This window comes from Kribbella hippodromi (assembly GCF_039531045.1).
GTDB lineage: Bacteria > Actinomycetota > Actinomycetes > Propionibacteriales > Kribbellaceae > Kribbella > Kribbella hippodromi.
Window position 1 is genome coordinate 115,242 of record NZ_BAAAPH010000018.1, and the last position, 25,221, is coordinate 140,462.

Genomic DNA, 25,221 nt, shown 5'->3' on the forward strand with positions numbered 1-25,221 from the left:
CTTTGATGAGAAGACGCTAGGTTAGGCGCATGCTGCGGACCGCCACCGACGCCGATGTCGGCTTGATTCTGACCATGCGGAATCAGCAGGCCAATCGGGATGTGAGTCTCACCACGCACGAGATCAGTGCCGACGAGCATGCGGCCTGGTGGGCCAAGACCTCGCTGGATCCGGGCCGCCGGGTGCTGATCTACCTGCGCGACGGCGTGCCCGCCGGGGTGGTGAACTTCTTCGACCTGGATGGGACCAGCGGGTCCTGGGGGTTCTTCCTGGACGCCGAAGGGCTGGCCGAGACCGGTGCGACGCTGCCGGCCTGGATCGAGGTCATGCGCGAGGCGACCGAGTACGCGTTCGACGAGCTCGGGCTGGAGCTGCTCACCGGCGAGGTGCTCGAACACAACACCGTGGTCCGGCAGATGAACCGGCGGTTCCGGTTCACCGAGGGTACGCCGGAGACTCGGTACGCCGGTGGCCGCGAGATCATCGTGATTCCGATCAGCCTGCGCAAGCAGGACCGTAGAAGCAAGCAGGGGAAGTCATGAAGACGATCGACATCGGCGGCGTACACGTCGGGCCGGAGCACCAGCCGTTCGTGATCGCGGAGATGTCCGGGAACCACAACGGCGACCTGGAGCGGGCCAAGGACATCGTCCGCGCGGTCGCCGAGTCCGGGGCGCAGGCGATCAAGCTGCAGACGTACACCGCCGACACGATGACGCTCGACCTGGACCTGCCCGCGTTCCGGCTGCCGGCCGAGCACGAGCTGTGGAGCGACGCCCGGCTGTACGACCTGTACAAGGAAGCGCACACGCCCTGGGCCTGGCACGAGCCGATCTTCGAGCTGGCGACGTCGCTCGGGATGGTCGCGTTCTCGTCCGCGTTCGACCCGACCGCGATCGACTTCCTGGAGAAGCTGAACGTGCCGGCGTACAAGGTCGCGTCGAACGAGATCGGTGACCTGCCGCTGGTCCGCGGGATGGCCGAGACCGGCAAGCCGATCATCATCTCGACCGGTTCCGCGACGCTGACCGACATCGACGCGGCGGTCCGCGCGGCCCGCTCGACCGGCAACGAGCAGATCATCGTGCTGTCCTGTACGGCGAGCTACCCGGCGCCGCCCGAGCAGTCCAACCTGCGCGGTATCCCGGTGCTCCGCGACGCCCTCGGCGTCCAGGTCGGCCTGTCCGACCACACGATGGGCATCGGCGCCGCGGTCGCCGCCGTCGCCCTCGGCGCGACCGTGATCGAGAAGCACGTGACGCTGAAGCGCGTCGACGGCGGGGTCGACTCCGCCTTCTCGCTGGAGCCGTGGGAGCTGGAGGCGCTGGTCGAAAGCACCCGCGTCGCCCAACTGGCCCTCGGCGAGCCGGTGATCGGGCCGAAACAGGCCGAGCAGAACGTACTCCGCTTCCGCCGCTCGCTGTTCGTCACCACCGACGTCCGCGCCGGCGACCCGATCACCCCCGACAACGTCCGCTCCATCCGCCCAGCCGGCGGCCTGGCCCCCGACCTGTACACCCAGGTAGCCGGCCGCCCCTTCCGCACCGACGTAAAAGCCGGCACCCCCCTCACCTGGGACCTGCTCTAACCGGCTTTCAGACCCGCGGTCACGTGATCGCGGGTCTGCCGCGCGAACGCCAGAAACGCCGTGTCGGGGACACTGAACCCGTCCATCCGGATCGTCATCACGTACGTCGGGGCGCGGTAGAGCAGGATGCGCTCCGTCCACGACTTGCCCGTGAGCGGGAACGTCCGGGCGATGTACCGCGACTCCACGCCGAACCCCGGCAGCGCACGCTCAACGGCCCCTGCCCGGACAACCCCATCCACCTGAACACTCCGGCACTCCGGCGGCGTCGGCTCGAACTGGTGCAAGTACTTGCCGGCCAGCTCACCGGTCAGCTCGACGATCTCGGCCCGGACATTGGGACTCCAGTCGTCACCGATCCGTGCGCCCAGCTCAGCCGACGCCCGCGCAGACGGCGTCTCCCCAGGAATGAACTCGCCCGGTGGAGCAGTGTTCCGCCCGTTCCACAGCGTCTCCCGGCACTGCGTCGGCTGGACCCCATGCCCGGCCAGCGCATCGTGGCGGAGAGTCCAGTTCGGGGCGACGGGATAGACGTACGCGCTGAGGTCGAGCTGGTGACGCCCGTACGTCGCGGGAAGTGCGGTCTCAAGCTCGGACGCTGTGTAGCGGAAGCCCAAGGGCGTCGGTGTTGGCTTCGGAGCCGGTGTTGGCTTCGGGGAGCTGCAGCCGGCCAGCAGTAGTACGGCGGCGACTGCCGTGGTGCGGCGTACCAGCTGATGCACGTGATCCTCCCCCTGGGATTATGTGCTGACGAGCGCATGGTAGCTGGAGGGGTTGATGGCCGAGTATTTGCTGTTTCCGGGGCGGCATCATGTGTTGACTCGGTTCCAGGGGGAGTTTTTGCGGGGGTTTGGTGGGCGGACGGTGGTTTGGGCGGTGACCTCGGCCAATCATCAGACGACCAAGCGGAATCCGGTGGGGTTTGATCGGCGGGAAGCGGCGATTGAGCGGTTCAGTGTGCTGGAGGGGATTCGGTCGTTGGTGGTGGGGGTGGTGGATACGCCGCCGACCGACGAGTTCGCCGAGGTGACGGTAAAAGCAGTTGAGGCGGGTACGGATGACCTTGTCCGGCTGACGCCCGCGAACACGGTGGTGGCGTGCTCCACCCCGGAAGTCAGCAAACTGTACGAGCAGCTGGGATTTCCGGTGATCGGGGTCGAGCCGGACGGTACGGCCCGGCCGTGGGACGTACTGTTGATGATTGCTGCGGGCAACGAACAATGGAAGGACCTGGCGCATCCCGCGACCGTTGACGTGTTCGAGCGGTACGCACTGGATGCGCAGGTCGCGCGCTGCGTGAACGACCCGGTCGTGGGTGATGACGGTGGACTGACCACGACGCGGGATTACAAGACGTACGCCGATGCGTTCGAAACCGCCGCGGACCGGAAGTGGCTGCAAATCAAGGACTTTGTCCGGCCGGGACGGATCTTGGACATCGGCTGCGCCACCGGAGCGACCTTGCAGCTCGTCGATCGAGACCCGAGGTTCCACGAGTCGGACCTGATCGGTGTCGAAGTCGCCCGGCACCTGTACGCGGAATGCGTGCATAAGAAGGAACAAGGGCTCTTCACCAATCCGAATGTGTACTTCTACCAGCGGAACATGCTTGGCTCAGCGGTCTTCCCGGCGCGGTCGATCGACACCACGTTGACGCTCGCCCTTACTCACGAAATCTGGTCATACGCCAGCGGATCGCGCCCGGCGACCGTACAACGTTTCGCCGACGCACTTTTCGCGCACACCGCCCCGCACGGTGTCTGGATCAATTCCGATGTGTGCGGTCCTGATGAACCCGATCGCCAGGTCGTGCTCCACTTGGACGACAGCGACGGCGACAACCCGAAGCACATCGCCGAACTGGAAACGCTCGAGGACCCGGCGGCGTACATCACCAAGCTCTCCACGAGAGCACGGTTCTTCCAGTTCGCCCGCGACTTCCGGCGAAACGCGAAGGTCCCCTTCAGCTATCGGCAGAACGGCGACGGTCTGGTGCTCCGGCTGGCCGACGCGATGGACTTCCTGACCCGAAAGGACTACGTCGACAACTGGTTGAGCGAGACGCACGAGCAGTTCTGCGGTCTCGACTTCGCCGGCTGGTGCGGCGTCGCCGAACGCGCCGGCTTCACCATCGACCCAGCCTCCAAACCGTTGCGCAACGACTGGGTCATCACCAACCGGATCGCCCCCGTCGCCGCCATCAGCACCCCCACCGGCACTTCGTTGGACTGGCCTACCACCCACCAACTCCTGGTCGCCCGCCGTTAATCGGCAGTTCGACAGGAGGTGTCCGCTCCGCGCGGCAATCGCCACGCCTGGCGCGGCCCGCAGGGGCGCCGATTTGAGCGACACCTCCTGTCGAGCTGCCGTTAACTCACTTCGAGGTGCAGGGTTCCGGCGAGGGGGCGGACGGCGAGAGTTCTGCCAGCGTGGGGGATTGTCAGGGGGAGGCGGCTGGAGAGGAAGGGTTCGCACTGGACGGCGAAGGCGGTGCCGTCGGCGGTAGTGGCGAACAAGATCCACTCCGCGGGCTCCAGCTCCGTCATCTCCACCGCTGCCGCCCAGCCGTCGTCCGACACCGTACGCCGGCAAGACACGTCCACGTGGTCATCGGAGTCCGGCAAGTATCGGCGCCAGCTGAAGTCGACCTCGCCCCAGTCCGGCCCGCGCACCACCAACATGTTGCCCGCAGCAACAGCTGAGGTGGCGGTCATCCGGATCGGTGACTCGTGCAGGTTCACGTATCCGCCGGTCGACCGGGTCAGCATCACCACTCGCCCACCCTCGGCGTGCGAAACCAGCCGCTCACCGGCCGTCCAGAGCAGTACCTGCTCCTGCCCTTCCGGCCCACGCATCCGGAACGCGCGCGTGGTCCGCTGGCTGAACGGATCGTCCGGGTTGATCTCCTTGAGAATCGGCGCAATCGGCAACCGCGCGGTGAAGTCCCGCCCGCTGACCTCCAGCGGCAGTGCCTCCTCGCCACCGGACAACGGCCGGCTCACGAACAGCTTCGGCTCGTCGAACGCCGACCGCCCATGCAGTACGAGCGCGTCCGGCGTCTGCTCGACCGAAGTCAACCGGCACGGATTGGACAGGCGGCGTACGGCGAACGCACCGTCCTTCCCCGGACCCGGCTGAATCCATTGCGCGTCATCCACCCACGCCCCCGGCGGCCAACCTGGGCTACCCGCCTTGGGCCCGCGCAGCAGGTCCCGCCGCCGGACCGCGCCGGCGCGGAGCCGGACATCGAAGTGCGACGGGCCGGCCGTACACCTGGCGAGCAGGCGGCGACTCACCCGGACCTCGAAGCCGACCAGGTTCTCCTCGCCGCGAAGATCGGTCGCGGTGAACCGCCGCACCGGCAGCCGGTGGTTCCGGCCGGCGATCACCAGGCCGATTCGAAGGGATGATTGTTTGCTCTGCAGGTGCCGGATTTCGGCGGTGCCGCGGATCGCCAGCTCACCGTCGATCCAGGTCACCTCGCGGATGCTCGTCGCCAGCGTCAGATCCGTTTTGACGAGCTGCAGATGGTCCTGCGCCGCGTCCGGATCGAGCGCTACCTCACGGAGCAGCTCGATGTCACCGGAGCGTACGGCCGCGAACTGCAACTGGGAGACCCGCGGCGAATTCGCGAGGACCTCGTCGTCCAACCGGTCGAGCAGCTCGGTCGTCAGCTCGACGAGATGCTGCTCCTCCTCCGGCGGGACCGTCCCGTACGCGGACAGGATCGAGTGCAGGTCGATCTGCCGGAAGTGCGCGTGTACGCGCCGGCGGATCACCGGCAGCGCGTCCTCGACCTCGTCCAGCACCATCCCGGCCGAGATGACCCGATCCCGGATGTTGGCGAGCTGGAACTTCTGCTGCGTGATCGAGTCGCCGGACTCGCGCTCGCGCCAGAAGTACACCGGCGCCGCGATCGTGTCGACGGTGACGGCTTCCAGGTGCGCCTTCAGCGTGACCGGGTAGTCCTCGTACCGGATCGCGGGGAACTTGTAGCCGAACTCGTCCCAGAACGAGCGGCGGTACACCTTGTTCCACACCATCCGGTCCAGCACGAGCTGCGGGGTCTCGGAGACGTGCGTGGCCAGCCGGTCGGCGGTGAAGGCCTGCGCGTGCAGCCAGGACGGGCGTACGCCGTAACTGTTGTTGAAGCGGCGAGCGTTACCGCCGGCGAAATCCGAACCGGTCTGATCGAGTGCCCTGAGCAGCAACGCGAAACCGTGCCGAGTGACCAGATCGTCGCTGTCGACGAAGGTGAGGTACTCGCCGGCCGCGTGCGCGACGCCGGTGTTCCGCGCCGGTCCGAGGCCCGCGTTCTCCTGCTGCACCACGCGGAACCGTGGATCGCGGTCGCAGAACTCCTTCGCCACCACCGCGCTGTCGTCCGGCGATCCGTCGTCGACCAGGATCGCCTCGAAATCGGCGAAGGTCTGTCGCGAGATCGAATCCAGACAGTCCCCGATGTATGCCCCCACGTTGTAGAACGGAACTACCACGCTCAGGCGTGGCGCCGTCATCTCTTCCGGATCTTGCGGGCGAGTTTGCGGGCGACCGTCTTCGGCTTGCGGACCTGCGCGGCGTGGAAGATCACCCGGGACACCGCGTACGTCCGTGAGCCGCGGATGCGCTCGTGCGCGACGTTCAGCTTCTGCAGCTGGCCGCGGAGTTCGCGGATGCGGTTCTCGCGGGTCTTCATCGCCTTGTTCCGGAAACCGAGCGTGCGCTCCAGGCCGTACACGTGGCCCTTCAGCTCGAACAGCTCCTGACGGGCTTCCTCGGCGGCGGCCAGGCTGGTGCGGAGGTCTACGAGTTCGGTGTTCGTCTCCAGCGCCGTCTCCAGGGCGGCGGCGAGTTCTTTGCCGCGGGCAACTTGTTCGGTGCTCGCGGGGAGGGTGTCGGGTGAGGTCGCCTGGAGTTGTTCCGGCGGCTCGATCCCGGACATCCCGAGCCAGGCCGAGACCAGGTCGTCGCCGATCATCCACGGCGGCCAGGGGTGCCGGCGGTGCCGGGTGATCATCCGGTCGTGGAACCGGTACCAGGCGGCGGCGAGCAGGTCTTCCTTCGCTACCACGTCCGCGGCCACCCACGGCGAGACCCCGAAGGCGAAGGTGCCGCCGTCGACGATCACGTCGTCCCAGCGGACGATCACCCGGGAGTCACCCACCCACTCCCCCAACTCAGCCGCAAACTTCCGGAAACCCGGTACGTCTTCAGCTGCAGCAAGCCGCAACAACACACTCTCAACCGAAACCCCCGAAGGCACCACCGCCGGCACCACAGAACCATCAAAAGACAGCTCCACCGGGGCGGACGTGCTGGTGGACGAACCGGTGCTTTCGGCGGAAGAGGCGGCGGGCGCCGACGCACCACTCGAAGCGGGTGTGCTTGGCGACGAGGTGCTGCTCGAGGCTGCATGCTCCACCGGGGCGGACGTGCTGGTGGACGAACCGGTGCTTTCGGCGGGAGAGGCGGCGGGCGCCGACGCACCGGTCGGAGCGGGGGTGCTTGGCGAGGAGGTGAGGGGCGCGGGCTCGGGCTCAGCTGGGGCATCCGCGCCGGAGACCGGCGCCGGGGCATCCGCTGCTGTGGTGCGGATGCTTGTGTCCCAGCCGGTGAGGGTTTGGGTGGCGGTTAGGGCGGTGTGGGCTGATTGGGCGTAGATGTCTTGGGTGGGGGTGGCGCCGGTGACGGCCAGCCAGGCGGTGGGGACGGCGGGGAGGAGGCCGGCGCGGGCGGCCGTGTCCAGGCCGTCGGCGGGTGGGGACAGGAGGGGTACGGCGACCGACTCCAGGGCAGTGCCCGCGAGCCGGGTCGGAAGCTCTCCGGGGCGGGCCGCGGCGGCCACATCGGCGCGGATGAAAGTACGCCCGCCGAAGTCCGCGTACACCTCGGCGCTCCACGGCAGCGCGGCCTTGAACTGCTCGACCGACACCGGCCGGCTCGGGTCGTCGTGCAGCGGGCGCCACTCGTCGTCGCCGTGCCGCTCGTCGGCCGGACGGCTGTCCAGCAAGTTCAGCAGCGAGAACTCGTTCTCCAGACCAAGTACGACGACCGCATCCGGTGCGGTCAGCGCGGACAGCGCCGCCAGCCGCTCGCTCCAGTTCAGGTCGGCACTGTCGTACCCGAGCACGCGGTCCAGCCCGTCGGTCGCGATGACCACGTCGAACGGCTCGACACTCAACCCGTCGAGCGCACCCGCGATCACCTGCAGACAAGGCCCGAAGTCCTCGCTCAGCCGCTGCGCGTCGGAGACCGAGCGAACCAGCATCGTCACATCCGCCGAATGCGCAAGCACCGACTCGATCTGCTCCGGCGCATGCGGCCCGAGCACGAGCGTACGCCGATTGGCCGGCACCACCTCGGTCAGCAAAGCCGCCAGCGCCGGCCGCGCGATCGTGTGATCGGTCCACGGCTGCATCTCGCCGCGGACGACCTGGACTTCAGACACGCTCTCTCCAATCGAACAGGCTTCGCAGTTCTGCCGGTGGCATCATCCACGGCCTGCCCAGCTCCAGGTCAGTGGTGGCCCGGGCGGCCTCCAGGTCGACGGTCTTGCCGAGCATCTCCGGCCACAGCCGCTCGATCCGGCTCTGCCCGCCGAACAGTGGGTTCTCGCCGTCCATCTCCATCGGGTCGCCGTACACCGCGGGCTCGCAGCCGGCCGCGACACCGTAGAAGATCGCCGTCGACAACCGGTTCGCCGCGACCCGCTTGTGCTTGCGCAGCTCGGCCAGTTGCTTGAACAAGAACCGCCGCTCGGTCCCCTCGTACGAGAAGCCACGCTTGCCGAACGAGACCACCCGGAACCCGGCGTCCTCGTAGAACCCGCGGACCTCAGGGCGGTCGAACTCCGTGTAGTACAAGCTGAACGTGACCGGACCGGGCTCGGTTTCGCGGATCTCGTCGATCAGCCGCTGGTGGTCGCCGTGGATCTTGCCACCCTCCCACCCGTGGAACAGGAACCACAGCGTGCCCTCACGCTCGACCGGCGGCTCCTCGGAGTCGGGGTCGGGCTCCGGCTCTGGTTCCAGCTCGGTCAGGTACAGGAACGGCGCACCGATGCTGTGGTAGTTCCGCCGGCCGAGCGAGTGCCCGCGACGCTTCGGGGCGTCGCTCCAGGTGAACCGCCAGGCACCGTCGTAGAACTCGTGCACCGGGTTCCAGCCGCAGCCGATGTTCCAGCCGTGCTGCAGGTACCCGCGCAGTCGCGGCGGATGGTCGAAGTCGAAACCGGCGTACCGCGACAGGATGTGCGTCTGGCCGTAGTAGTGGTTGTGGTGATGCATCAGCGCACCTCGACGTGCAGAGTGCCGGCATGTGGTCGTACGGCGAGCGCGTGCGCCCCGTGCGTGATCGCCAACGGCAACCGGCTGCACAGGAACGGCTCGCACTGAACGGCGTGCGCCTCACCATCTGGCGAGGTCGCGAACAGGATCCAGTCGGCCAGCGCGGCCAACGGGTCTACGGACTGCTTCACCGCGGTGACCGGGATCAGCGCGTCCACATCCACCTCGGCCGACCAGCCGTCCGCGGACCCGGTCCGGCGGCACGGTACGTCGAGGTGGTCGTCGGACTCGGCCAAGTACCGCCGCCAGCTGAGGGTGACGTCCCGGCCGTCCGTACCGCGCACGACCAGCTGGTTGTCACTGGTACTGGCGTACGTGGCCGTGGTCCGGATCGGTGACTCGTGCAGGTTCACGTACCCACCGGTGGATCGGGTCAGCGTCACCACGCGGCCGTCGACGGTCCGGGAGACAGCCGTGTCACCGGCAGTCCACAGCAGCACCCGCGGTACCTGCTCGGGTCCACGCATCCGGAACACCCGAGTGGTGCGCTGCCCGAACGGGTCGTCGGGGTTGGCCGCGGCCAGGATGTCCCGGATCGGCAGCCGCGCGGTGAAGTCGCGTCCGTCGAGCTCCAGCGGGATCTCCTCGTCACCACCGACAATCGGCCGGCTGAGCACGAGTGACGGCTCGTCGAAGGACGCATGCCCGCGCAGCACCAGCTCGTCAGCAGTCTGCTCGACGGAGGTCAACCGGCTCGGGTCGGTCAGCCGCCGCAGCGAGAACCACCCCGCCTTGCCCGGACCGGGCTGAATCCAGCTGGTCTCGTCAAGCCATGCACCAGGCGGCCATCCAGGACTGCCTGGTCCTTGCCCGCCGAGCATGCCCTTCCGCTCCCGGCGACCGGACCGCATCTGAACGGCAAAGTGCGCCGGAGCACCAGTGCACTTCCCAAGCAGCTCCGGGCTCACTACTACCTCGAACCCAACGAGCGTGGTGTCCCCGTGCAGGTCCAGCGCCTCGTAGCGGCGTACCGGCAACGGGTACGAGGTGTCACCGACCTCCAGCGCGATCTCCAGGCTTGAGGAGCGCTTGGTCGCCAGGTGGCGGATCTCAGCGGTGCCCTTGACCGACAGACCACCATCGACCCACGCGACCGCACGCACACTGGTCGCCAGCGTCAGGTCCTGTTCGCGCAGTCGGTACAGCGCGGCCGGTACGACGGACTCGCCGCGCCCCGGGTAGTTGTAGTCGAGCTGTCGTGACCGGCGCGGCCGGGACACCGCGCGCGCACCACCACGCAGGCCACCCGAGTTGCGGAACACTGCCAGTCGCCTGAGCAGGTCGACGTCACCGGCCCGCAGTGCGGCGTGCTGAATCCGGTCGTACCGATGCGTCTTCGCCAGGACCTCTTCGTCGAGCCGATCGAGCAGCTCCCGGGACAGGTCGACCAGGTTCTGCTCCTGCTCCGCCGGAACGGTCCCGAACGCGGACATCAGCGTCAGTACGTCGATCTGCGCCAGGTGCGCGTGTACGCGCCGGCGAACCACCGGTACGGAGTCCTCGACCAGGTCGATCACCATGCCGGCCGACGTGACCCGGTCACGGATGTTGGCGAGCTGGAACTTCTGCTGGGTGATCGACTCGCCGGACTCGCGCTCGCGCCAGTAGTAGACGGCCTGCGTGATCGTGTCGACGGTCACCGCGTCCAGGTGCGCCTTCAGCGCGACCGGGTAGTCCTCGTACCGGATCGGGGGGAACGTGTAGCCGTACTCGGTCCAGAACGAGCGCCGGTACACCTTGTTCCAGAGCATCCGGTCGAGGACCAGGTCGGGGAACTCGGTCACATGCGTCGCATGCCGTACCCGGGCGAACGGTTGTTTGTGCAGCCAGGAGGGGCGTACGCCGAAGCTGTTGTTGAACCGCCGGGCGTTGCCACCGGCGAAGTCCGAGCCGGTCCGGTCCAGCGTCCGGACCAGGGCGGCGAACCCGTACCGGGAGACCAGGTCGTCGCCGTCGACGAACGCCAGGTACTCGCCCTGCGCCTCCTGGATGCCGCGGTCGCGGGCCGGTCCGGGACCGGCGTTCTCCTGCTGGATCAGCCGGAACCGCGGGTCGGTGTCACAGAAGGCCTTGGCCACGACGGCACTGTCGTCCGGGGAGCCGTCGTCGACCAGGATCGCCTCGAAGTCGGTCCAGGACTGGCGCGCGATCGACTCCAGGCAGTCGCCCAGGTACTCGCCGACGCCGTAGAAGGGCACCACCACGCTCAACCGCGGCGTCACTTCGGTGTCCCCTCTCCTGCGGTCAGTGGTGCGTGGGCCCCCAGCTCACTCCTACGTAGCCGCAACGAGATGCACCGTCAGGAGGTTATGCACAGGCTCGAAGCCGTACCGAGCCCAAATGCGCTGGATGCCAGTCTGATGTGCTTGGGCCGTAATCACCAGTCTTCGGGTGCTACAAGTGTCTTCGACCGCCGCCAGCAGGTGACCGTACCGCCCGCGGCCCTGCTCGGCCGGTGCCACCCCGGCCAGCTGGATCTCGGTCCAGGCGCGCTGCTCGTCCAGCGCCGCCAGCGCGAGCACGCGGCGGTCCGGCCCGCGCAGTACGACCGCGCCGACCTCGGCGATCCGCCGCCGCGCCCACTCCTGCTGCCCGGCCAGTGCGCCGGTGCGGTCGAAGACGGGGTTGGAGCAGTAGTGATTGCCGGAGTCACCGAAGACATCCGCGACCAGGTCGTCCACCAGCTCGTCGTCGGCCTCCCGCTCGATCTGTGCGGTGAAACCGGCTAGCGGCGCCGGCCGACGGCCCTTACCGGCCGGCAGCGACCAGCAGACCACAGTGTCGGCCAGCAGCGCCGTACGCGGGCCGCGGGCCAGTGCGGCGAACCAGGTGTTCTCGCGGGCCGGATAGCGGAGCACGATCACGTCGGCGGTGGATCGTTCGACCGCGGCCAGTACCTCGGCCAGCGGCGTACCGGCGGAGGCCGACACCGACATCCGGTCGATCGAAACCCCGAACCGCTTCGCGGCGTCCACCGACGGCCGTACGGTGAGCTCACCGGCCTCGAGCGCGTCGTACCAACTCATAGATCGCCGAGCTTAAGGCATCAAGCGTCCTATCAGAGACCACTAATCCACACTAGGAACCCTCACCCGCAGTGGTCGTCCGACAGCTCAACAGATACCTTCCCCGCCCCACCACCCCGGTCTTCACATTACTGTTACGACATGCGCGCGAAAGCGAGGCGGCGGGGGCCGCGGACCGCGGGGCCGTCCCTTTCCGGGCTGGTCGCCGGGCTGACGGTGCTGGTGCTGGCGATCGTCCTGCTCGCGCTGCACGCGACGTTCTTCGAGCTGATCCGGTTCGTCCTGTTCACCGGCGTGGCGGTGGCCGCACCGGGTCTTGCGCTGTGGCGCCTGGTCGGTGGCTACGGGCGCAACCTGGTGGAGGACCTGTCCGCCGGATTCGCGGTCGGTACGGCGGCTCAGGTGCTGGTGTACCTGGCCAGTGCCTCGATCGGACTGCAGGCCTGGTCCTGGGCGTGGGCGCCGGTCGTACTGGTGATCGCCTTCGTGGACAGTGACGCCCGGGCGCGCGTACTGCGCCGGGTGGAGCAGCCGCTGCGACCGCAGCAGGCGTGGCTACTCGCTGCGTCCACCGCAGTGGTGCTGTTGATCGTGTACCGGCGTGGTCCGGGGCAGTTCTTGCCTGCGTACACCGATCCGCTCCGCGCGTACCCCGATCTGGCGTTCCAGCAGGCGCTGGCGGCCAGTGCGAAGTACGACGTGCCGATCTCGACGTTCTGGCTCGGTGGCGAGCCGATGAAGTACCACACGTTCTTCCACCAGGCCACGGCGGCGACCCAGTGGGGTACGCGGATCGATCTGACCGACCTGATCCATGCGCTGAGCTGGCTGCCCTTGTTCCTGGCCGGCTGCGGACTGGTGTACGCACTGACGACGCGACTCGTACCGGCCGGTCAGTCAGGCGCTACCTGGGCCGGACCACTCGCTGTATTCATCGCCGGCCTCGGTGGAGCCGTACAACCACTGGCCGCCACCGGACTCGGCGGCATCTCCACCGCCGTCGCGGCGTACTTGAGCCCAACGCAGAACCTAGGCGTACTGATTGTGCTGGCGCTGTGCATCGTGGCGATCGACCTGCTCCGAGCCAACGGCAAGCCCCGCAGCCGGTGGGTGCTACTAGTGCTGCTCGCACTGGTCGCGGCCGGGGCGAAGTCGACGATCCTGCCAGTAGTGGGGACCGGCTTCGCCTTCGCGTTCCTGCAGCTCGGACTCGTACGGCGGAGCACGCGGCCGGCGTTCTTCGGTGGGCTGCTGTCCTTGGCGGTGTTCGTCGCAGCGCTCATCACCATTTTCGGCGGCAGCACTTGGGGTACGGAGATCAAGCCCTTCGAGACATTCGTCCAACTGGCGCCGTACTCGCTGCTGGTGGCCAACCCACACGCCCAGCTGCTGTCCGGCGCGACGACGCTGCTGAGCTGGGCCCTAGCGGCGTCCGGACTGTTCTTCCTCGGCCGGCGTTGGCGGGACACCGGTGCGGTCTTCCTGGCCGGTGTGGCGGTCGCAGGGCTGCTGGGTACGTTGCTGACCACGCAGTCCGGTGTCAGCCAGCTCTACTTCCTGCGGACCGCCTTCCCCGTCATCGCCGTGCTGGCCGCTGCTGGGCTGGCGAACCTGGTCGGCCGACTGGGTGACCGCCGCGCGGTCGTGTTGGTCGGTGCGGCCGGACTGCTCGGTCTGGTGGCGTTCGCGATCGCCCGGGCGCAGTCTGCCGACCTGCCGGGCATCAAGGGGCCCTGGCTGTGGACGCTGGCCGCTGTGGCTGTCGTAGCGGTGCTGGTGGCGGTGACGTGGAAGCTGGTCCGGCGGCCCGGCAACTTCCTGGTTGCGCTGGGCAGTGCCGCGGTGGCTGCCTGCATGATCGGCGCGACGCTGGTACCGCTGCAGGCCTTTGGGTCGGACAAGGAGTCCAACCTGGTCTTCGCGCACCCGTTCCGGGGCGGTGCGACGGCAGCCGAGGCCGGTGCGGCGCAGTGGCTGCGGCGGAACAGCAAGCCGGGTGAGCTGGTCGCCACCAACGCGCACTGCATCATCCAACGCGACGGTGTCTGCGACAGCCGGCACTTCTGGCTCGCTGCACTATCGGAGCGACCAGTACTGATCGAAGGCTGGTCTTACTCGAACCAGGCGAACCGGATCGCTCTTACCTCCGGTGGCAACCCCAGCCTGATCCCGTACTGGGACCGCGCGCAGCTGGCCGCCAACGACGCCGCGTTCAAGGCGCCGTCGCCAACCGCGATCCAGCGACTGCGTGACGCCGGCGTGCGCTGGCTGTACGCCGACCACCGCGCCGGTGAAGTGTCACCCGCACTGCGGAACTACGTCCGCCTCCGGCACGCCACGCTCGACGCGACGGTGTACGAGATCAGATGAGCCGCAGGAGCGCGTCCGCGACCCGCTCCCGCCCTTTGCCGTCGACAAGCTCCCAACCAGCACGCGCCAGTCGGTCACGCTCCATGGAGTCAGTAAGCAACCGCTTGAGTACTGGAACCGCCGACGCCGGGTCTGCCTCGAGTGCACTGAGCAGACCGAGTCCTGCTGCCGCACCAGTACCGATAGCGCGCTCGTACCCCATCACCTGGTTGTCGACCACGCACACCAGTCCGGCAGTGGCTCCGAGGCAGAGCAGCTCCCACGTCGACGTACCGGAGGCACTGATGGTCAGATCCGCCTGCCGCACCCTGACAGCCAGCTGATCCGTCGGACCAATGACTTCAAGGTGCTGTCCGGCTTGCGGGGCTACAGCAGCGACTTGGGCAGCCAGCGACGGGTTCGGCGCCACCACTGTTGCCCGAAAGGGCAGACCCGTCGCCACCAGCGCACGTGCCACCTGTGGCCCGGCGCCGAACGCATCCGTCCCACCGAAGAACGCGAAGACTTCCGGTACGCCGCTGGGCCGCGCCGCCGGCGGTTCGGCCGGGCGGTGGCCGAGGATCTCGTCGCGGATCATCACGTACGGCAGACCGGCCAGCCGGATCGCGTCCCGCGGCAGCGTCGGGTGGTCGAGCTCGGCGGCGAGATTCTGGTCGATCAGCACATCCGCCTCGGCGCCCCGGAAGTCACCGTCGACGATCGCCAGCGAGGGCAGTCCACTCGCGCGGACGGCCGCGTACACGGCGCTGTCCAGGTCGTACGAGTCGAAGACGACCGCGTCGAGACCGAGCTTGCCGAAGAGCCCGAGATGGGCGTCAGGCGTCCAGACCGCCGGGTGCACCGCGAATCCGCGGGCCGCGATCTGGTCCGCGGCCCACGGCACGGTCTCGGCGTCGCAGACGAAAACCAGCTCCGCGTCGCGGCGCTTCACCTCCTCGGCCAGCGCCAGGCAGCGCATCACGTGCCCGATGCCGCGGGCCGGCCCCACATCACATCGCACCCCGACACGCTTCACGCCCCAGACCGTATCGGCTGTCCGGCCGACCGCCCGGAACAGGTGATAATCCGCACTGAATCAGCCCTGAAGCCGCACTGTCTGAGACGGGGATTGAGAAGGTAGTCGCCGGGGCAGCTATTGTTTCGAGGTCCGCACCCCTGGTGCGCGGTCCGAAACAGTCCGTCAGAAGGGGTTCTGCTCGCGTGTCTATCCTCACCGGCTCCGACATTCTGGTCACCGGCGGCACCGGGTCCTTCGGGCGAACCTTCGTCCGGCATGTGCTGAACACCCTGGACCCGCGCCGCATCATCGTCTTCAGCCGCGACGAGCTGAAGCAGTGGGAGGTCCGCCAGTCGTTCGGCGACGATCCGCGGCTGCGGTTCTTCCTCGGCGACGTCCGCGACCGGTCCCGGTTGCTGCGGGCGATGCACCGGGTCGACTACGTCGTCCACGCGGCCGCGCTGAAGCAGGTCGACAGCGGCGAGTACAACCCGTGGGAGTTCGTCCAGACCAACGTGGTCGGTTCACAGAACGTGATCGAGGCGGCGATCGACAGCGGGGTGAAGCGCGTCGTCGCGCTGTCCACCGACAAGGCGTCCAGCCCGATCAACCTGTACGGCGCGACCAAGCTGACCGCCGACAAGCTGTTCATCAACGGCAACCACTACGCGGCCGCGTACGACACCCGCTTCAGCGTGGTGCGGTACGGGAACGTGATGGGCAGCCGCGGTTCGATCATCCCGAAGTTCCGCGCGCTGCACGCGGCCGGGCAGTCGCTGCCGATCACCGATCTGCGCTGCACCCGGTTCCTGATCACGCTGCCGGAGGCGGTCGAGTTCGTGGTCGATTCGTTCGACCTGATGACGGGCGGCGAGCTGTACGTACCGCGGATCCCGTCGATGAAGGTGACCGATCTGGCCGAGGCGATCGCGCCCGGCGCGGCGATGCACGACGTCGGCCTGCGCCCGGGCGAGAAGCTGCACGAGGAGATGATCAGCCCGGAGGAAGGCCGCCGCGCGGTCTCCCTCGGCAACCGGTACGTCCTGCAGCCCGACCTTGCCAGCTGGGGCTACCAGCCGCCGGCCGCCGGCGTGCCGGTGACGGACGGCTTCCACTACGCCTCCGACACCAACGACCAGTGGTACTCGATCGAGGAGATCCGCAAGATCCTCGAGGTCGATGCCTGACATGCCGGATCAGTACTCCGTGACGAGGCGCTGATGCTGCCGTACGGGCGTCAGTCTGTTTCCGAGGCGGACATCGAGGCCGTCACCGCGGTACTGCGCGGCGACTGGCTGACCACCGGGCCGGCGGTCACGGCGTTCGAGGACGCGATCTCGAAGCTGGCCGGCGGGCACCGGGCCGTCAGCTGTACGTCGGGCACCGCCGCGCTGCACATGGCGTACGCCGCTCTTGGGGTCGGCCCTGGTGACGAGGTGGTCACCACTCCGATGACGTTTGTGGCGACCGCTTCGTCGGCCGCGATTCTCGGCGCGAAGGTCGTGTTCGCGGATGTCGACGCGGACACCGCGCTGCTCGACCCGGCCGCGGTCGACGCGCTGGTGACCGAGCGGACCAAGGTGATCGCAGCAGTCGACTACGCGGGCCAGGCGGCCGAGTACGCGGCGCTGCAGCCGATCGCGGACCGGGTCGGCGCGAAGACGCTCGCCGACGCGGCGCATTCGGTCGGCGGTACGGCGGACGGGCGCCCGGTCGGCGACCTCGCCGATGTCACCACACTGTCCTTCTTCCCGACCAAGAACCTGACCACCGGCGAGGGCGGCGCGGTCGTCTGCAAGGACCCGGCGATCGGGCAGCGGGCGCACGAGTTCCACTTCATCGGGCTGGTCCGCGATCCGGACCGGTTCGAGCTCGCCGACGAAGGACCGTGGCATCAGGAAGTTCACGAGTACGGGGTGAACTACCGGCTGACCGATCTTGGTGCCGCGCTCGGGCTGTCGCAGCTGCGGCGGCTGGCGGAGTTCAAGCAGCGGCGGACCGAGATCACCGCGCGTTACAACGCGGCGTTCGCCGGGGTGGACGGGCTGCGGACGCCGGTGCAGCGGCCCGGGGTCGACCCGATGTGGCATCTCTACCCCGTTCGCGTACTTGGCGGGCGCCGGCGTGAGGTGTTCGAGCGGATGCGCGCGGCCGGGATCGGGGTGCAGGTGAACTACATTCCGGTGTACTGGCATCCGGTGTTCGCGCGGCAGGGGTACCGGCGGGGGTTGTGCCCGAATGCCGAGCAGTTCTATGCGGAGGAGCTGTCTCTTCCGCTGTACCCGGACCTCACCGACAGTGACGTCGACCGGGTGATCGACACCCTCGTGACTCTGGTTGGATAACTTGATGGATGTGACCCGATCGAATCTGATCGGCGGAGAGATGCTGAACTGGTCGGACCTGCACCCGGCCGACGCCCGCCCAGCAGCCGCCGGCGCCGCGGCCGCCGCATTGCTGGCCGCCGTCCTCCAGCCCACCGACTCCGTCCTGATCGCAGGCCCGCACGCCGCCGACCTCATCCTGGCGACCGCGGCCCAGGTCACCTCCACCGATCTTCTGGTGCGCTCAGCTCCCGACGCCGAGGAGCTGGCCGAACAGCTTCAGGAGACCAAGGGTGAGGTCTTCTGCGGCTCGCTCGACCGCTTCCCTGAGGGGTCGGCGCACGACGGCTACGACGTGGTTGTGGCGTTGGACGGGCTTGGGCGGCTGGTTGGGCCGGATACTGCGACGTTGCCGTGGAGCGAGGCGCTTCGGCGGCTGACTGCGCGGTTGCGGCCGGGTGGGCGGTTGTTGCTGGGGGCCGAGAACGCGTTCGGCTTCCAGCGGCTGATCCAGCCGAACATCACCGCCGCACTTCCTCGGGACGAAGACTGGGGCCGGGACGTCGGCGACCAGCCGCCAGCAGGCTTGAAGCCACTCCTCGAAGCAATCGCAGGAAGCACCAACACCACAGGCAGCACGGAGGACTCCAGCGGCACTCGCGGCGGTGCAGGCAGCGTTCAGGTGTTCGGGGTCTTCCCCTCGCTTGTTCAGGCTGACCTTGCGGTGGCGGCTGTGGATGGGTTCGCGGGCGTGGTGGCCGCGCGGGCTGTTGCTTCGTGCAACCAAGGTCCGGTGTTGATGGACCCGTACCGGCTGGTGCTGGACGCAACCGCGGCGGGCCTGGGAATCGAGCTGGCGCCGGCCTGGTACTTCGTCCTGGGCACTGAAGCACCCGCCGCGCTGCCCGAAGGCGTCATCCCCAGCGGCGAAGGTGTCCTGCTGGAAGAGCAGTTGCTGGCAGCGCTGCGAGTAGATGATCAAGCAGCACTACGGCGGGCGATCCCGGCGTACGTAGCGTGGCTGGCCGGCGGCGGTGCGGGTTCCCCCGACAACGTGATCGCCGACGGCACCTCGTACCGGCTCTTCGGCGAACCGCAGAACCTGGACGTCGTCGAGCACCTCGCCCGCTTCGCGCAGCGTGCACTGGAAAGTGGCGCCCGGCAACCATGGCCCGCCGCCGCCGACCCGCACGCGCTGACCGCGCGCCTGGCCGCGATGGCCGGCCTCACCGTGCCCGAGCCGGACTTCACGCCGGACGAGGTGGTCCGGCCGCGCGGCAGCGCCGAGCAGCTGGCCACGGTCGCGCGGCTCGCCGACGAGCTGGCGCACGCGAGCGCCCGCGCGATCCTCTTCGAGGGTACGGTCAGCGGCATCCGCCGGTCCCGGCCGTACCGCATCGGGCACGCCGTGATGAACCCGGCCCGGGTGATCCGGCGCCGGCTCAAGCGCGTGCTGCGGAAAGTACGCCGCTGATGCACCACGCCAACCACTTCTACGGCCACGCCAACATCATGGCCACGTACGCCGGGCTCCCGAAACCGCCGCGGATCTGGGGCTACCTGCAGCACGGCTGGAACATCCTCGACGGTTTCGCGCACGGCACGAACTTCGCGCCCGGGATGCCCAAGTTCGTCTGGTCGGACAGCGTCCGCCGCCGCGGTCACGCGCTCGGGCTGCGCAACTACTCGGTGATCGGCTCGGTCTGGCTGTACCTGCTCAAGGTGCACCCCGAGCTGGCCAACCCGGCGAAACGGGCCAAGGGCACCATTTTCTACCCGTTCCACGGCTGGGAAGGCCAGCACGTACTCGGCGATCACGGCCGGATCGTTGCCTCCATCAACGAGCACGAGACCGGCCCGGTGACGGTCTGCCTGTACTGGAACGAGTACGACAAGCCCGCGATCCGCAACGTCTACAAGGACGCCGGGTTCCGGGTCATCACGCACGGCTACCGCGGCCTGCACTGGCGGCGGACGAACGCGAACTTCCTGCTCAACCAGCTCCGCGAGCTGCGCAAGCACGAACGGGTCGCCTCGAACCGGCTCAGCTCCGCCGTTCTGTACGGCGCCTCGCTCGGCCTGCAGCCCGGTGTGTACGGTGATCCGATGGTGCTGGAGAACGAGCACCCGTCGTTCGGGGGCCAGGCGCGGATCAAACGGCTCTGGCCGGAGCTGGACCAGCCGTTCGTACCGGCCGCCGCCGCACGTGCTTTCACCGACACCGAGCTGGGCGTCGACCATGTCGCCGGCCCGGCCGAGATCCGGGAGATGTTCCGATGGAACAACTGAAGATCGGCATCGTCACCCAGGTCCGCGTGACCAGTACGCGGCTGCCGGCCAAGGTGCTGCTGACCGTCGCGGGCCGCACGTACCTGGAACACCACCTGGCCCGGCTGGCTCGCACCGACCTGCCGGTGATCGTCGCGACCACCACCAACCACCAGGACGATCCGGTCGTGCAGATGTGCGCGGACCGTGGCATCCCGGTGTTCCGCGGCAGCGAGGACGACGTGCTCAGCCGGTTCGCGGGTGCGGCCCGCGAGCACGACCTGGACGCGCTGGTCCGGGTCACCTCGGACTGCCCGCTGATCGACCCGGAGATCGTTGCCGCGGGCGTCGATCGGTGGCGCGCCGAGAACGACCCGGACCTGTACATCTCGAACTGCCTGGAGCGTACGTATCCACGCGGAATGGACTTCGAGATCTTCTCCGCGGCCCGGTTGTACGACGCCGAGGCCCGCGCCACGCTGAAGGCGGATCGCGAGCACGTCACCTCGTACCTGCACCAGAACCGCTCCGGTGAGATGCACCTGCTGAACCTGCCGTGGAGCGGCGGCGGCGCCCAGTACCGGCTGACGCTGGACACCGCGGACGACTGGAAACTGCTGGACGTGCTGATCGAGGACTTCGACGCGCCGCGGCTCGGTTGCGCCGAACTGGTCGCGATCCTGGACGCGCATCCGGAGCTGGCGGCGCTGAACGCACACATCGAGCAGAAGAAACTCGGCGAGTGACGGCGCGGGAGCCTTCGGCTACGGCATGATTTACACCGATGACCACCGATGACCCAGCCGATGGCCCGGCCAACAACGCCTCCGCCGCGCGGACCGCGTCGTTCGGCGCCCGGGCAACGTCGTTCGGCGCGGTCGCGGCGGCGTACGAGCTGGGCCGGCCGACCTTCCCGATCGAGGCGCTGACCTGGATCCTGGGACCGGGCCGCGGCCTGCAGGTGCTCGACCTGGGCGCCGGCACCGGGAAGCTGGCCGCGGTCGCGGCCGGGCTCGGCCACCACGTGATCGCGGTCGACCCGTCGCCGGAGATGCTCGACGTCTGCCGCCGGCGGCCGGGCGTCGACACCATGGTCGGCACCGCCGAGTCGATCCCGCTCGCGCACGGCTCGGTGGACGCGGTGATCGTCGGCCAGGCCTTTCATTGGTTCGACCACGCCCGCGCGCTGCCGGAGATCGCCCGGGTGCTGCGCCCGAACGGCGTCCTCGGCCTGCTCTGGAACAACGCCGACACCGTGGTTCCGTGGGTCCGCCGGATCTGGCAGGTGATGCAAGGAGATGCCCATCTGGGCGAGCACAGGGGAGGCAGTGACCGCTTCGAGCCGCTGCCGGTCCTGGAGCAGTCCAACCTTTTCGCGCTGATCGAAACGGCCCGGTTCCGGCACTGGCACGACCTGGACCGCAACGGCCTGCGGCAGCTCGCCCAGTCACATTCGCGGGTCGCCGTCCTCAAGGAGACCCGGCGCGACCAGGTCCTCGAGCAGATCGACCTCCTGTACGAACACACCGCCCGCCCGCCGGAGCCGCTGCGGATGCCGTACCTGACCGACTGCTTCCGCGCCCGTCCGAGCGAATTCGCGAACTACCGCCGCACCCTCGACGCACCGGTCGCACCACACCTCTAGAACCGCACCGCTAGAAACGTTTTGGTTGCGGTAGGTCACAAACGGGCGAATCGCGGCTAACGTGCACCTGGTTCGAGTCCGGACGAGGGGATTGGTATGGACGACCAGATGGTGCGCGAGCGGGACGCCCGCGCGTACGAGGCGGTGCACGACGCGGCCGACTTCACCGAGCTGAAACGGCGCTACAAGAACTTCGTGGTGCCGTGGACGATCGCCTTCATGACCTGGTACCTGGCCTATGTCGCCTGCAACAACTGGGCCCGCGGCTTCATGAGCCACAAGGTGGCCGGGCATGTGAACGTGGCGCTGATCTTCGGCCTGCTGCAGTTCGTGTCCACGTTCGTGATCGCTGCCCTGTACGGCCGGTTCGCGAACCGGAAGCTCGATCCGCTGGCCCACGGGCTGAACGCCAAGTACAAGAGGGAGCGCCGCCGGTGAACGCACATCTCCTTCCGCTGGCGCTTCCGTTGGCGGCCGAGCCCGGCAACCGTACGCTGACCATCTCCCTGTTCACCGCGGTCGTCGCCGTGACGCTGTACATCACCTGGTGGGCGTCCCGGCAGAACAAGACCGCGGCCGACTACTACGCCGGCGGCCGCTCGTTCAGCGGCGCGCAGAACGGGCTGGCAGTCGCCGGTGACTACATGTCCGCGGCGTCGTTCCTCGGCATCTCCGGCCAGATCGCCCTGTACGGATATGACGGCTTCCTGTACTCGATCGGTTTCCTGGTCGCCTGGCTCGTCGCCCTGCTCCTGGTCGCGGAGCTGCTGCGGAACTCGGGCCGCTTCACGATGGCCGACCAGCTCGCCTTCCGGATGAAGCAGAAGCCGGTACGGACCGCGGCCGCGACGTCGACGATCGTCGTCTCGATCTTCTACTTGCTGGCCCAGATGGTCGGCGCGGGCTCGCTCGTCGGGCTGCTGCTCGGCGTCAAGAGCGAGGGCCTGAAGGCGGCCGTGATCATCCTGGTCGGCGCGCTGATGATCATCTACGTGACCATCGGCGGCATGAAGGGCACCACCTGGGTGCAGATCGTGAAGGCGATCCTGCTGATGGCCGGTACGGTCGTGATCACCTTCCTCGTCCTGGTGAAGTTCCACTTCAACATCTCCGAGCTGCTCGGGTCGGCGGCAGCGAAATCCGGCAAGGGCGAGTCGTTCCTGCAGCCCGGTCTGCTGTACGGCAAGGACCTGACCGGCCAGATCGACTTCCTGTCCTTGGGCCTCGCGCTGGTGCTGGGTACGGCCGGACTGCCCCATATCCTGATCCGCTTCTACACCGTGCCCGACTCCCGCTCGGCGCGGCGCTCGGTGCAGTGGGCGATCGGCCTGATCGGCGTGTTCTACCTGATGACGCTGGCCCTCGGGTTCGGCGCCGCGGCGCTGCTGAACACCGCCAAGGGGTCCGCGGTCGCGGAGTCCAAGGGCAACGTAGCGTCGCCGCTGCTGGCCGAGTCCGTCGGTGGTGGCGCCGGTTCGCTCGGTGGGTCGATCCTGCTGGCGCTGATCGCGGCAGTCGCGTTCGCGACCATCCTCGCGGTGGTGGCCGGGCTGACGCTGACCTCGGCCTCCTCGTTCGCGCATGACCTGTACGCGAATGTGATCGCCAAGAAGAAGCCGTCCGAGAAGCAGGAGCTGCGGGTGGCCCGGTTCGCGGCGATCGGGATCGGCGCGGTCGCGATCGCGCTGGCGATCCCGGCGCAGAAGCTGAACATCGCGTTCCTGGTCGCGCTCGCGTTCGCGGTCGCTGCCTCGGCGAACCTGCCGGCGCTGCTGTTCAACCTGTTCTGGCGGCGGTTCAACACCTCCGGCGCGGTCTGGAGCATCTACGGCGGCCTGATCTCCGCCGTCGTCCTGGTGGTGTTCTCGCCGGTGGTCTCCGGCAAGCCGACCTCGATGATCACCGGCGCCGACTTCGCCTGGTTCCCGCTGTCGAACCCGGGCATCGTGTCGATCCCGCTGGGCTTCCTGTTCGGCGTCCTCGGCACGTACCTCGGCAAGGACCGCTCCAGCGAGGAGCGCTACAAGGAACTCTCCGTCCGCGCCCTCACCGGCGCCGGCGCCGAAGGCGCAGCCAAACACTGACGCCCACCGGGGCCGGCTCGCAGTGTGCGAGCCGGCCCTCTTACCTGCCCCGAGCCAACGAAGGGTGCATAAGACCTGGAAGTGCGCAAGGCAAAAGCCGCCGGAGACCTCACCGCCCCGGCGGCTCCAACCCGCAGACCAGGCTCGTCCACCGTCCGGAGGGCTACCCAGCCAACTACCGCCAGACTCCTGCCCAACGGCCAGTCGCGGACCCGGCTCACCCACCGTCCGGTGAACTGCCGGGCCAACTACCAAGAGCCTATTCTGACTCAAGGTAAAACAACCATAACCCCTTATTTCCTGGCCTTTTAGCCCTTTCACCAATCTGCCCCAACCTGCCCGCACCTGCCCCGGTGTCACGCACCCCGCCCCTCCACCCCACATGTGAGTGTCAAGCCTTGCCACTCCGAAGGGCGGGGAAATGCCAATTCACGTGTTTGTCGACGAGAGCAAGGTCTCGAGGTCTGCTGATGGCGGCTGCGCGCTGCCCAAGAGGTGATGTGACAGTCAATCGCAAGGCTCTGCGAGCTCTGCTGCTACCAGGTCAAGAGCGCCTTCACTTCAACAACGAGACGGATGCTCGACGGAAGAAGATCCTGCGGACGATCAGCGACTTCCACCTCTTGGTCGATATCTACCACGCACCGCGCGAGACATTCACCAGCCGTAAGCGCTGCCTTGAAGCCATCGTCCGCGACACTGCTGGTGATGCTGAGCGGCTCGTCATCGAGCGTGACGACTCGACGTACGACAGGGAGCGGGGAACCCTGCACTCCGCCTGTCAGCGTTTTGGGTGCTTCGATCTGCACTGGGACCTGCTGGCACCGAAGCTGGACCCGCTGCTATGGGTACCAGACGCGGTCGCCGCGGCGTGGACTCGCGGCGGTCACTGGCGGCGGCTGGTCCAGGCGTACAGCCAGCCGAAAGACCTGTGAAAAGCGCCGACCCGGCTCACCCACCGTCCGGTAGGCTGCCGGGCCCACTTCAAGGGACTCTTCTGTCCACGAGCAAGATCAACTGTAGCGAGTTTTCGGCGTCTGGGGAGGGGGTTTTGGGATCTGCCCCTGGATGCCCCGGGTTGCCCCTGGGTTATAGGTCGTCGGTGATGCGGGCGAGGGCGGCGCCGGCTTTGAGGACCAGGGTTTGGTCTTCTTCGGGTAGGCGGCTGAGGAGTTTGGCCAGTTCGTCGGCGGCCTGGCGGCCGGAGGCGGCTACGGTTTCGGCGCCGGTGTCGGTGAGGACGACGGCGGTGGCGCGGCCGTCCACCGGGTCTGGTTCGCGGCGAACCAGGCCGGCTTGTTCGAGGGCCGCGACCGTGGTGGTGGCGGTGGGTTGGGAGCACGGTACCCGGAGGGCGATTTCGCCGATCCGGATCGGTTGCTCGTCGGCGATCAGCATCAGGGCCAGGAACTGCGTCGGGTGCAGGACCGTGGTGGTCCGGCTCCGGCGCAGGTGCCTGACGATGCGGTGCATGCTGACCAGTAGTTGCAGGGCCTCCTGCGCCAAGGCGATCACCTCCGTCGGGAGCCGCCATAGTGGCACAGGCCTCCAAATTTTACCTATCGCGGAAGCT

The 25,221-nt window shown here is 68.1% G+C and carries 21 protein-coding genes; 13 read left to right on the forward strand and 8 right to left on the reverse strand.

The window, feature by feature from the left end; translation table 11 throughout:
• Positions 1–29 precede the first annotated feature (29 nt).
• Together ABD260_RS25980 and pseI are read left to right on the forward strand one after the other, a co-directional pair.
• The gene (locus ABD260_RS25980) at positions 30–542 is read left to right on the forward strand and encodes a GNAT family N-acetyltransferase (RefSeq protein WP_344237307.1); all 513 of its coding nucleotides are present in this window, start codon (positions 30–32) and stop codon (positions 540–542) included.
• Positions 539–1,588 carry a pseudaminic acid synthase gene (gene pseI / locus ABD260_RS25985; protein ID WP_344237308.1) on the forward strand — a complete coding sequence of 350 codons (1,050 nt, stop codon included), beginning with the start codon at positions 539–541 and terminating at the stop codon, positions 1,586–1,588. Before ABD260_RS25980 ends, pseI begins: the two co-directional genes overlap by 4 nt.
• Here pseI and ABD260_RS25990 read toward each other — a convergent pair.
• Complete coding sequence (locus ABD260_RS25990) at positions 1,585–2,310, reverse strand: hypothetical protein (protein ID WP_344237310.1); 726 nt, start codon at positions 2,308–2,310, stop codon at positions 1,585–1,587. The genes pseI and ABD260_RS25990 overlap by 4 nt on opposite strands.
• A gap of 154 nt (positions 2,311–2,464) precedes the next feature.
• Here ABD260_RS25990 and ABD260_RS25995 point away from each other — a divergent pair, with 154 nt between their 5' ends.
• The gene (locus ABD260_RS25995; RefSeq protein WP_344237312.1) at positions 2,465–3,856 is read left to right on the forward strand and encodes a class I SAM-dependent methyltransferase; all 1,392 of its coding nucleotides are present in this window, start codon (positions 2,465–2,467) and stop codon (positions 3,854–3,856) included.
• A 101-nt stretch (positions 3,857–3,957) separates the two neighbouring features.
• On the opposite strand, the gene ABD260_RS26000 is transcribed toward ABD260_RS25995, so the two are convergent.
• Genes ABD260_RS26000 through ABD260_RS26020 form a run of 5 tightly spaced genes read right to left on the reverse strand, consistent with a single transcriptional unit; the run spans position 3,958 to position 11,960 of the window.
• Positions 3,958–6,105 (reverse strand): glycosyltransferase family 2 protein, encoded by a 2,148-nt coding sequence (locus ABD260_RS26000; RefSeq protein WP_344237314.1) that lies wholly within the window; start codon positions 6,103–6,105, stop codon positions 3,958–3,960.
• Complete coding sequence (locus ABD260_RS26005) at positions 6,102–8,036, reverse strand: hypothetical protein (protein ID WP_344237316.1); 1,935 nt, start codon at positions 8,034–8,036, stop codon at positions 6,102–6,104. The genes ABD260_RS26000 and ABD260_RS26005 overlap by 4 nt, the downstream gene beginning before the upstream one ends.
• Complete coding sequence (locus tag ABD260_RS26010) at positions 8,029–8,874, reverse strand: DNA replication complex GINS family protein (protein WP_344237318.1); 846 nt, start codon at positions 8,872–8,874, stop codon at positions 8,029–8,031. The genes ABD260_RS26005 and ABD260_RS26010 overlap by 8 nt, the downstream gene beginning before the upstream one ends.
• Positions 8,874–11,156, reverse strand: coding sequence for a glycosyltransferase family 2 protein (locus tag ABD260_RS26015; protein ID WP_344237320.1), 2,283 nt, complete (start codon positions 11,154–11,156; stop codon positions 8,874–8,876). The genes ABD260_RS26010 and ABD260_RS26015 overlap by 1 nt, the downstream gene beginning before the upstream one ends.
• 51 nt (positions 11,157–11,207) lie before the next feature.
• Positions 11,208–11,960, reverse strand: coding sequence for an N-acetyltransferase (locus ABD260_RS26020; protein ID WP_344237322.1), 753 nt, complete (start codon positions 11,958–11,960; stop codon positions 11,208–11,210).
• Positions 11,961–12,101: 141 nt separating this feature from the next.
• On the opposite strand from ABD260_RS26020, the gene ABD260_RS26025 reads away from it, so the two are divergent.
• The gene (locus ABD260_RS26025; RefSeq protein ID WP_344237324.1) at positions 12,102–14,330 is read left to right on the forward strand and encodes a hypothetical protein; all 2,229 of its coding nucleotides are present in this window, start codon (positions 12,102–12,104) and stop codon (positions 14,328–14,330) included.
• On the opposite strand, the gene ABD260_RS26030 is transcribed toward ABD260_RS26025, so the two are convergent.
• Positions 14,323–15,345 carry a PseG/SpsG family protein gene (locus tag ABD260_RS26030; RefSeq protein WP_344237326.1) on the reverse strand — a complete coding sequence of 341 codons (1,023 nt, stop codon included), beginning with the start codon at positions 15,343–15,345 and terminating at the stop codon, positions 14,323–14,325. The two genes, ABD260_RS26025 and ABD260_RS26030, sit on opposite strands and share 8 nt — an antisense overlap.
• Positions 15,346–15,530: 185 nt before the next feature.
• Here ABD260_RS26030 and pseB point away from each other — a divergent pair, with 185 nt between their 5' ends.
• The 9 genes from pseB to ABD260_RS26075 all read left to right on the forward strand — a co-directional run bounded on the left by pseB (position 15,531) and on the right by ABD260_RS26075 (position 24,583).
• On the forward strand, positions 15,531–16,514 hold the full coding sequence (pseB, locus tag ABD260_RS26035; protein ID WP_344237328.1) for a UDP-N-acetylglucosamine 4,6-dehydratase (inverting): 984 nt from the start codon (positions 15,531–15,533) through the stop codon (positions 16,512–16,514).
• 33 nt (positions 16,515–16,547) lie between these two features.
• Positions 16,548–17,672: a DegT/DnrJ/EryC1/StrS family aminotransferase gene (locus ABD260_RS26040; RefSeq protein WP_344237330.1), complete on the forward strand. Its 1,125-nt coding sequence runs from the start codon at positions 16,548–16,550 to the stop codon at positions 17,670–17,672.
• Positions 17,673–17,682: 10 nt separating this feature from the next.
• Positions 17,683–19,125, forward strand: coding sequence for a class I SAM-dependent methyltransferase (locus ABD260_RS26045; protein ID WP_344237332.1), 1,443 nt, complete (start codon positions 17,683–17,685; stop codon positions 19,123–19,125).
• Positions 19,125–19,940, forward strand: coding sequence for a hypothetical protein (locus ABD260_RS26050; RefSeq protein ID WP_344237334.1), 816 nt, complete (start codon positions 19,125–19,127; stop codon positions 19,938–19,940). Before ABD260_RS26045 ends, ABD260_RS26050 begins: the two co-directional genes overlap by 1 nt.
• Positions 19,928–20,665 (forward strand): cytidylyltransferase domain-containing protein, encoded by a 738-nt coding sequence (locus ABD260_RS26055; RefSeq protein WP_344237336.1) that lies wholly within the window; start codon positions 19,928–19,930, stop codon positions 20,663–20,665. The genes ABD260_RS26050 and ABD260_RS26055 overlap by 13 nt, the downstream gene beginning before the upstream one ends.
• A gap of 38 nt (positions 20,666–20,703) precedes the next feature.
• On the forward strand, positions 20,704–21,564 hold the full coding sequence (locus tag ABD260_RS26060) for a class I SAM-dependent methyltransferase (protein ID WP_344237338.1): 861 nt from the start codon (positions 20,704–20,706) through the stop codon (positions 21,562–21,564).
• Positions 21,565–21,660: 96 nt separating this feature from the next.
• Positions 21,661–22,002 (forward strand): DUF485 domain-containing protein, encoded by a 342-nt coding sequence (locus ABD260_RS26065; RefSeq protein WP_344237340.1) that lies wholly within the window; start codon positions 21,661–21,663, stop codon positions 22,000–22,002.
• Complete coding sequence (locus ABD260_RS26070; protein ID WP_344237342.1) at positions 21,999–23,648, forward strand: solute symporter family protein; 1,650 nt, start codon at positions 21,999–22,001, stop codon at positions 23,646–23,648. Before ABD260_RS26065 ends, ABD260_RS26070 begins: the two co-directional genes overlap by 4 nt.
• A 500-nt stretch (positions 23,649–24,148) precedes the next feature.
• A complete protein-coding gene (locus tag ABD260_RS26075) occupies positions 24,149–24,583 on the forward strand; it encodes a hypothetical protein (protein WP_344237344.1) in 435 nt (144 codons plus the stop codon).
• Positions 24,584–24,737: 154 nt separating this feature from the next.
• Here the strand turns inward: ABD260_RS26075 and ABD260_RS26080 are convergent, their stop codons facing one another.
• A complete protein-coding gene (locus ABD260_RS26080) occupies positions 24,738–25,190 on the reverse strand; it encodes a MarR family winged helix-turn-helix transcriptional regulator (protein WP_344237346.1) in 453 nt (150 codons plus the stop codon).
• Positions 25,191–25,221: the final 31 nt, after the last annotated feature.

What these genes read in the sequence shown, in the direction of transcription:
- ABD260_RS25980 (WP_344237307.1), top strand. Translation starts at nt 30, where the DNA reads ATGCTGCGGACCGCCACCGACGCCGATGTCGGCTTGATTCTGACCATG.
- pseI (WP_344237308.1), top strand. Translation starts at nt 539, where the DNA reads ATGAAGACGATCGACATCGGCGGCGTACACGTCGGGCCGGAGCACCAG.
- ABD260_RS26000 (WP_344237314.1), bottom strand. Translation starts at nt 6,105, where the DNA reads ATGACGGCGCCACGCCTGAGCGTGGTAGTTCCGTTCTACAACGTGGGG.
- ABD260_RS26010 (WP_344237318.1), bottom strand. Translation starts at nt 8,874, where the DNA reads ATGCATCACCACAACCACTACTACGGCCAGACGCACATCCTGTCGCGG.
- ABD260_RS26020 (WP_344237322.1), bottom strand. Translation starts at nt 11,960, where the DNA reads ATGAGTTGGTACGACGCGCTCGAGGCCGGTGAGCTCACCGTACGGCCG.
- ABD260_RS26025 (WP_344237324.1), top strand. Translation starts at nt 12,102, where the DNA reads ATGCGCGCGAAAGCGAGGCGGCGGGGGCCGCGGACCGCGGGGCCGTCC.
- ABD260_RS26040 (WP_344237330.1), top strand. Translation starts at nt 16,548, where the DNA reads ATGCTGCCGTACGGGCGTCAGTCTGTTTCCGAGGCGGACATCGAGGCC.
- ABD260_RS26050 (WP_344237334.1), top strand. Translation starts at nt 19,125, where the DNA reads ATGCACCACGCCAACCACTTCTACGGCCACGCCAACATCATGGCCACG.
- ABD260_RS26055 (WP_344237336.1), top strand. Translation starts at nt 19,928, where the DNA reads ATGGAACAACTGAAGATCGGCATCGTCACCCAGGTCCGCGTGACCAGT.
- ABD260_RS26060 (WP_344237338.1), top strand. Translation starts at nt 20,704, where the DNA reads ATGACCACCGATGACCCAGCCGATGGCCCGGCCAACAACGCCTCCGCC.
- ABD260_RS26065 (WP_344237340.1), top strand. Translation starts at nt 21,661, where the DNA reads ATGGACGACCAGATGGTGCGCGAGCGGGACGCCCGCGCGTACGAGGCG.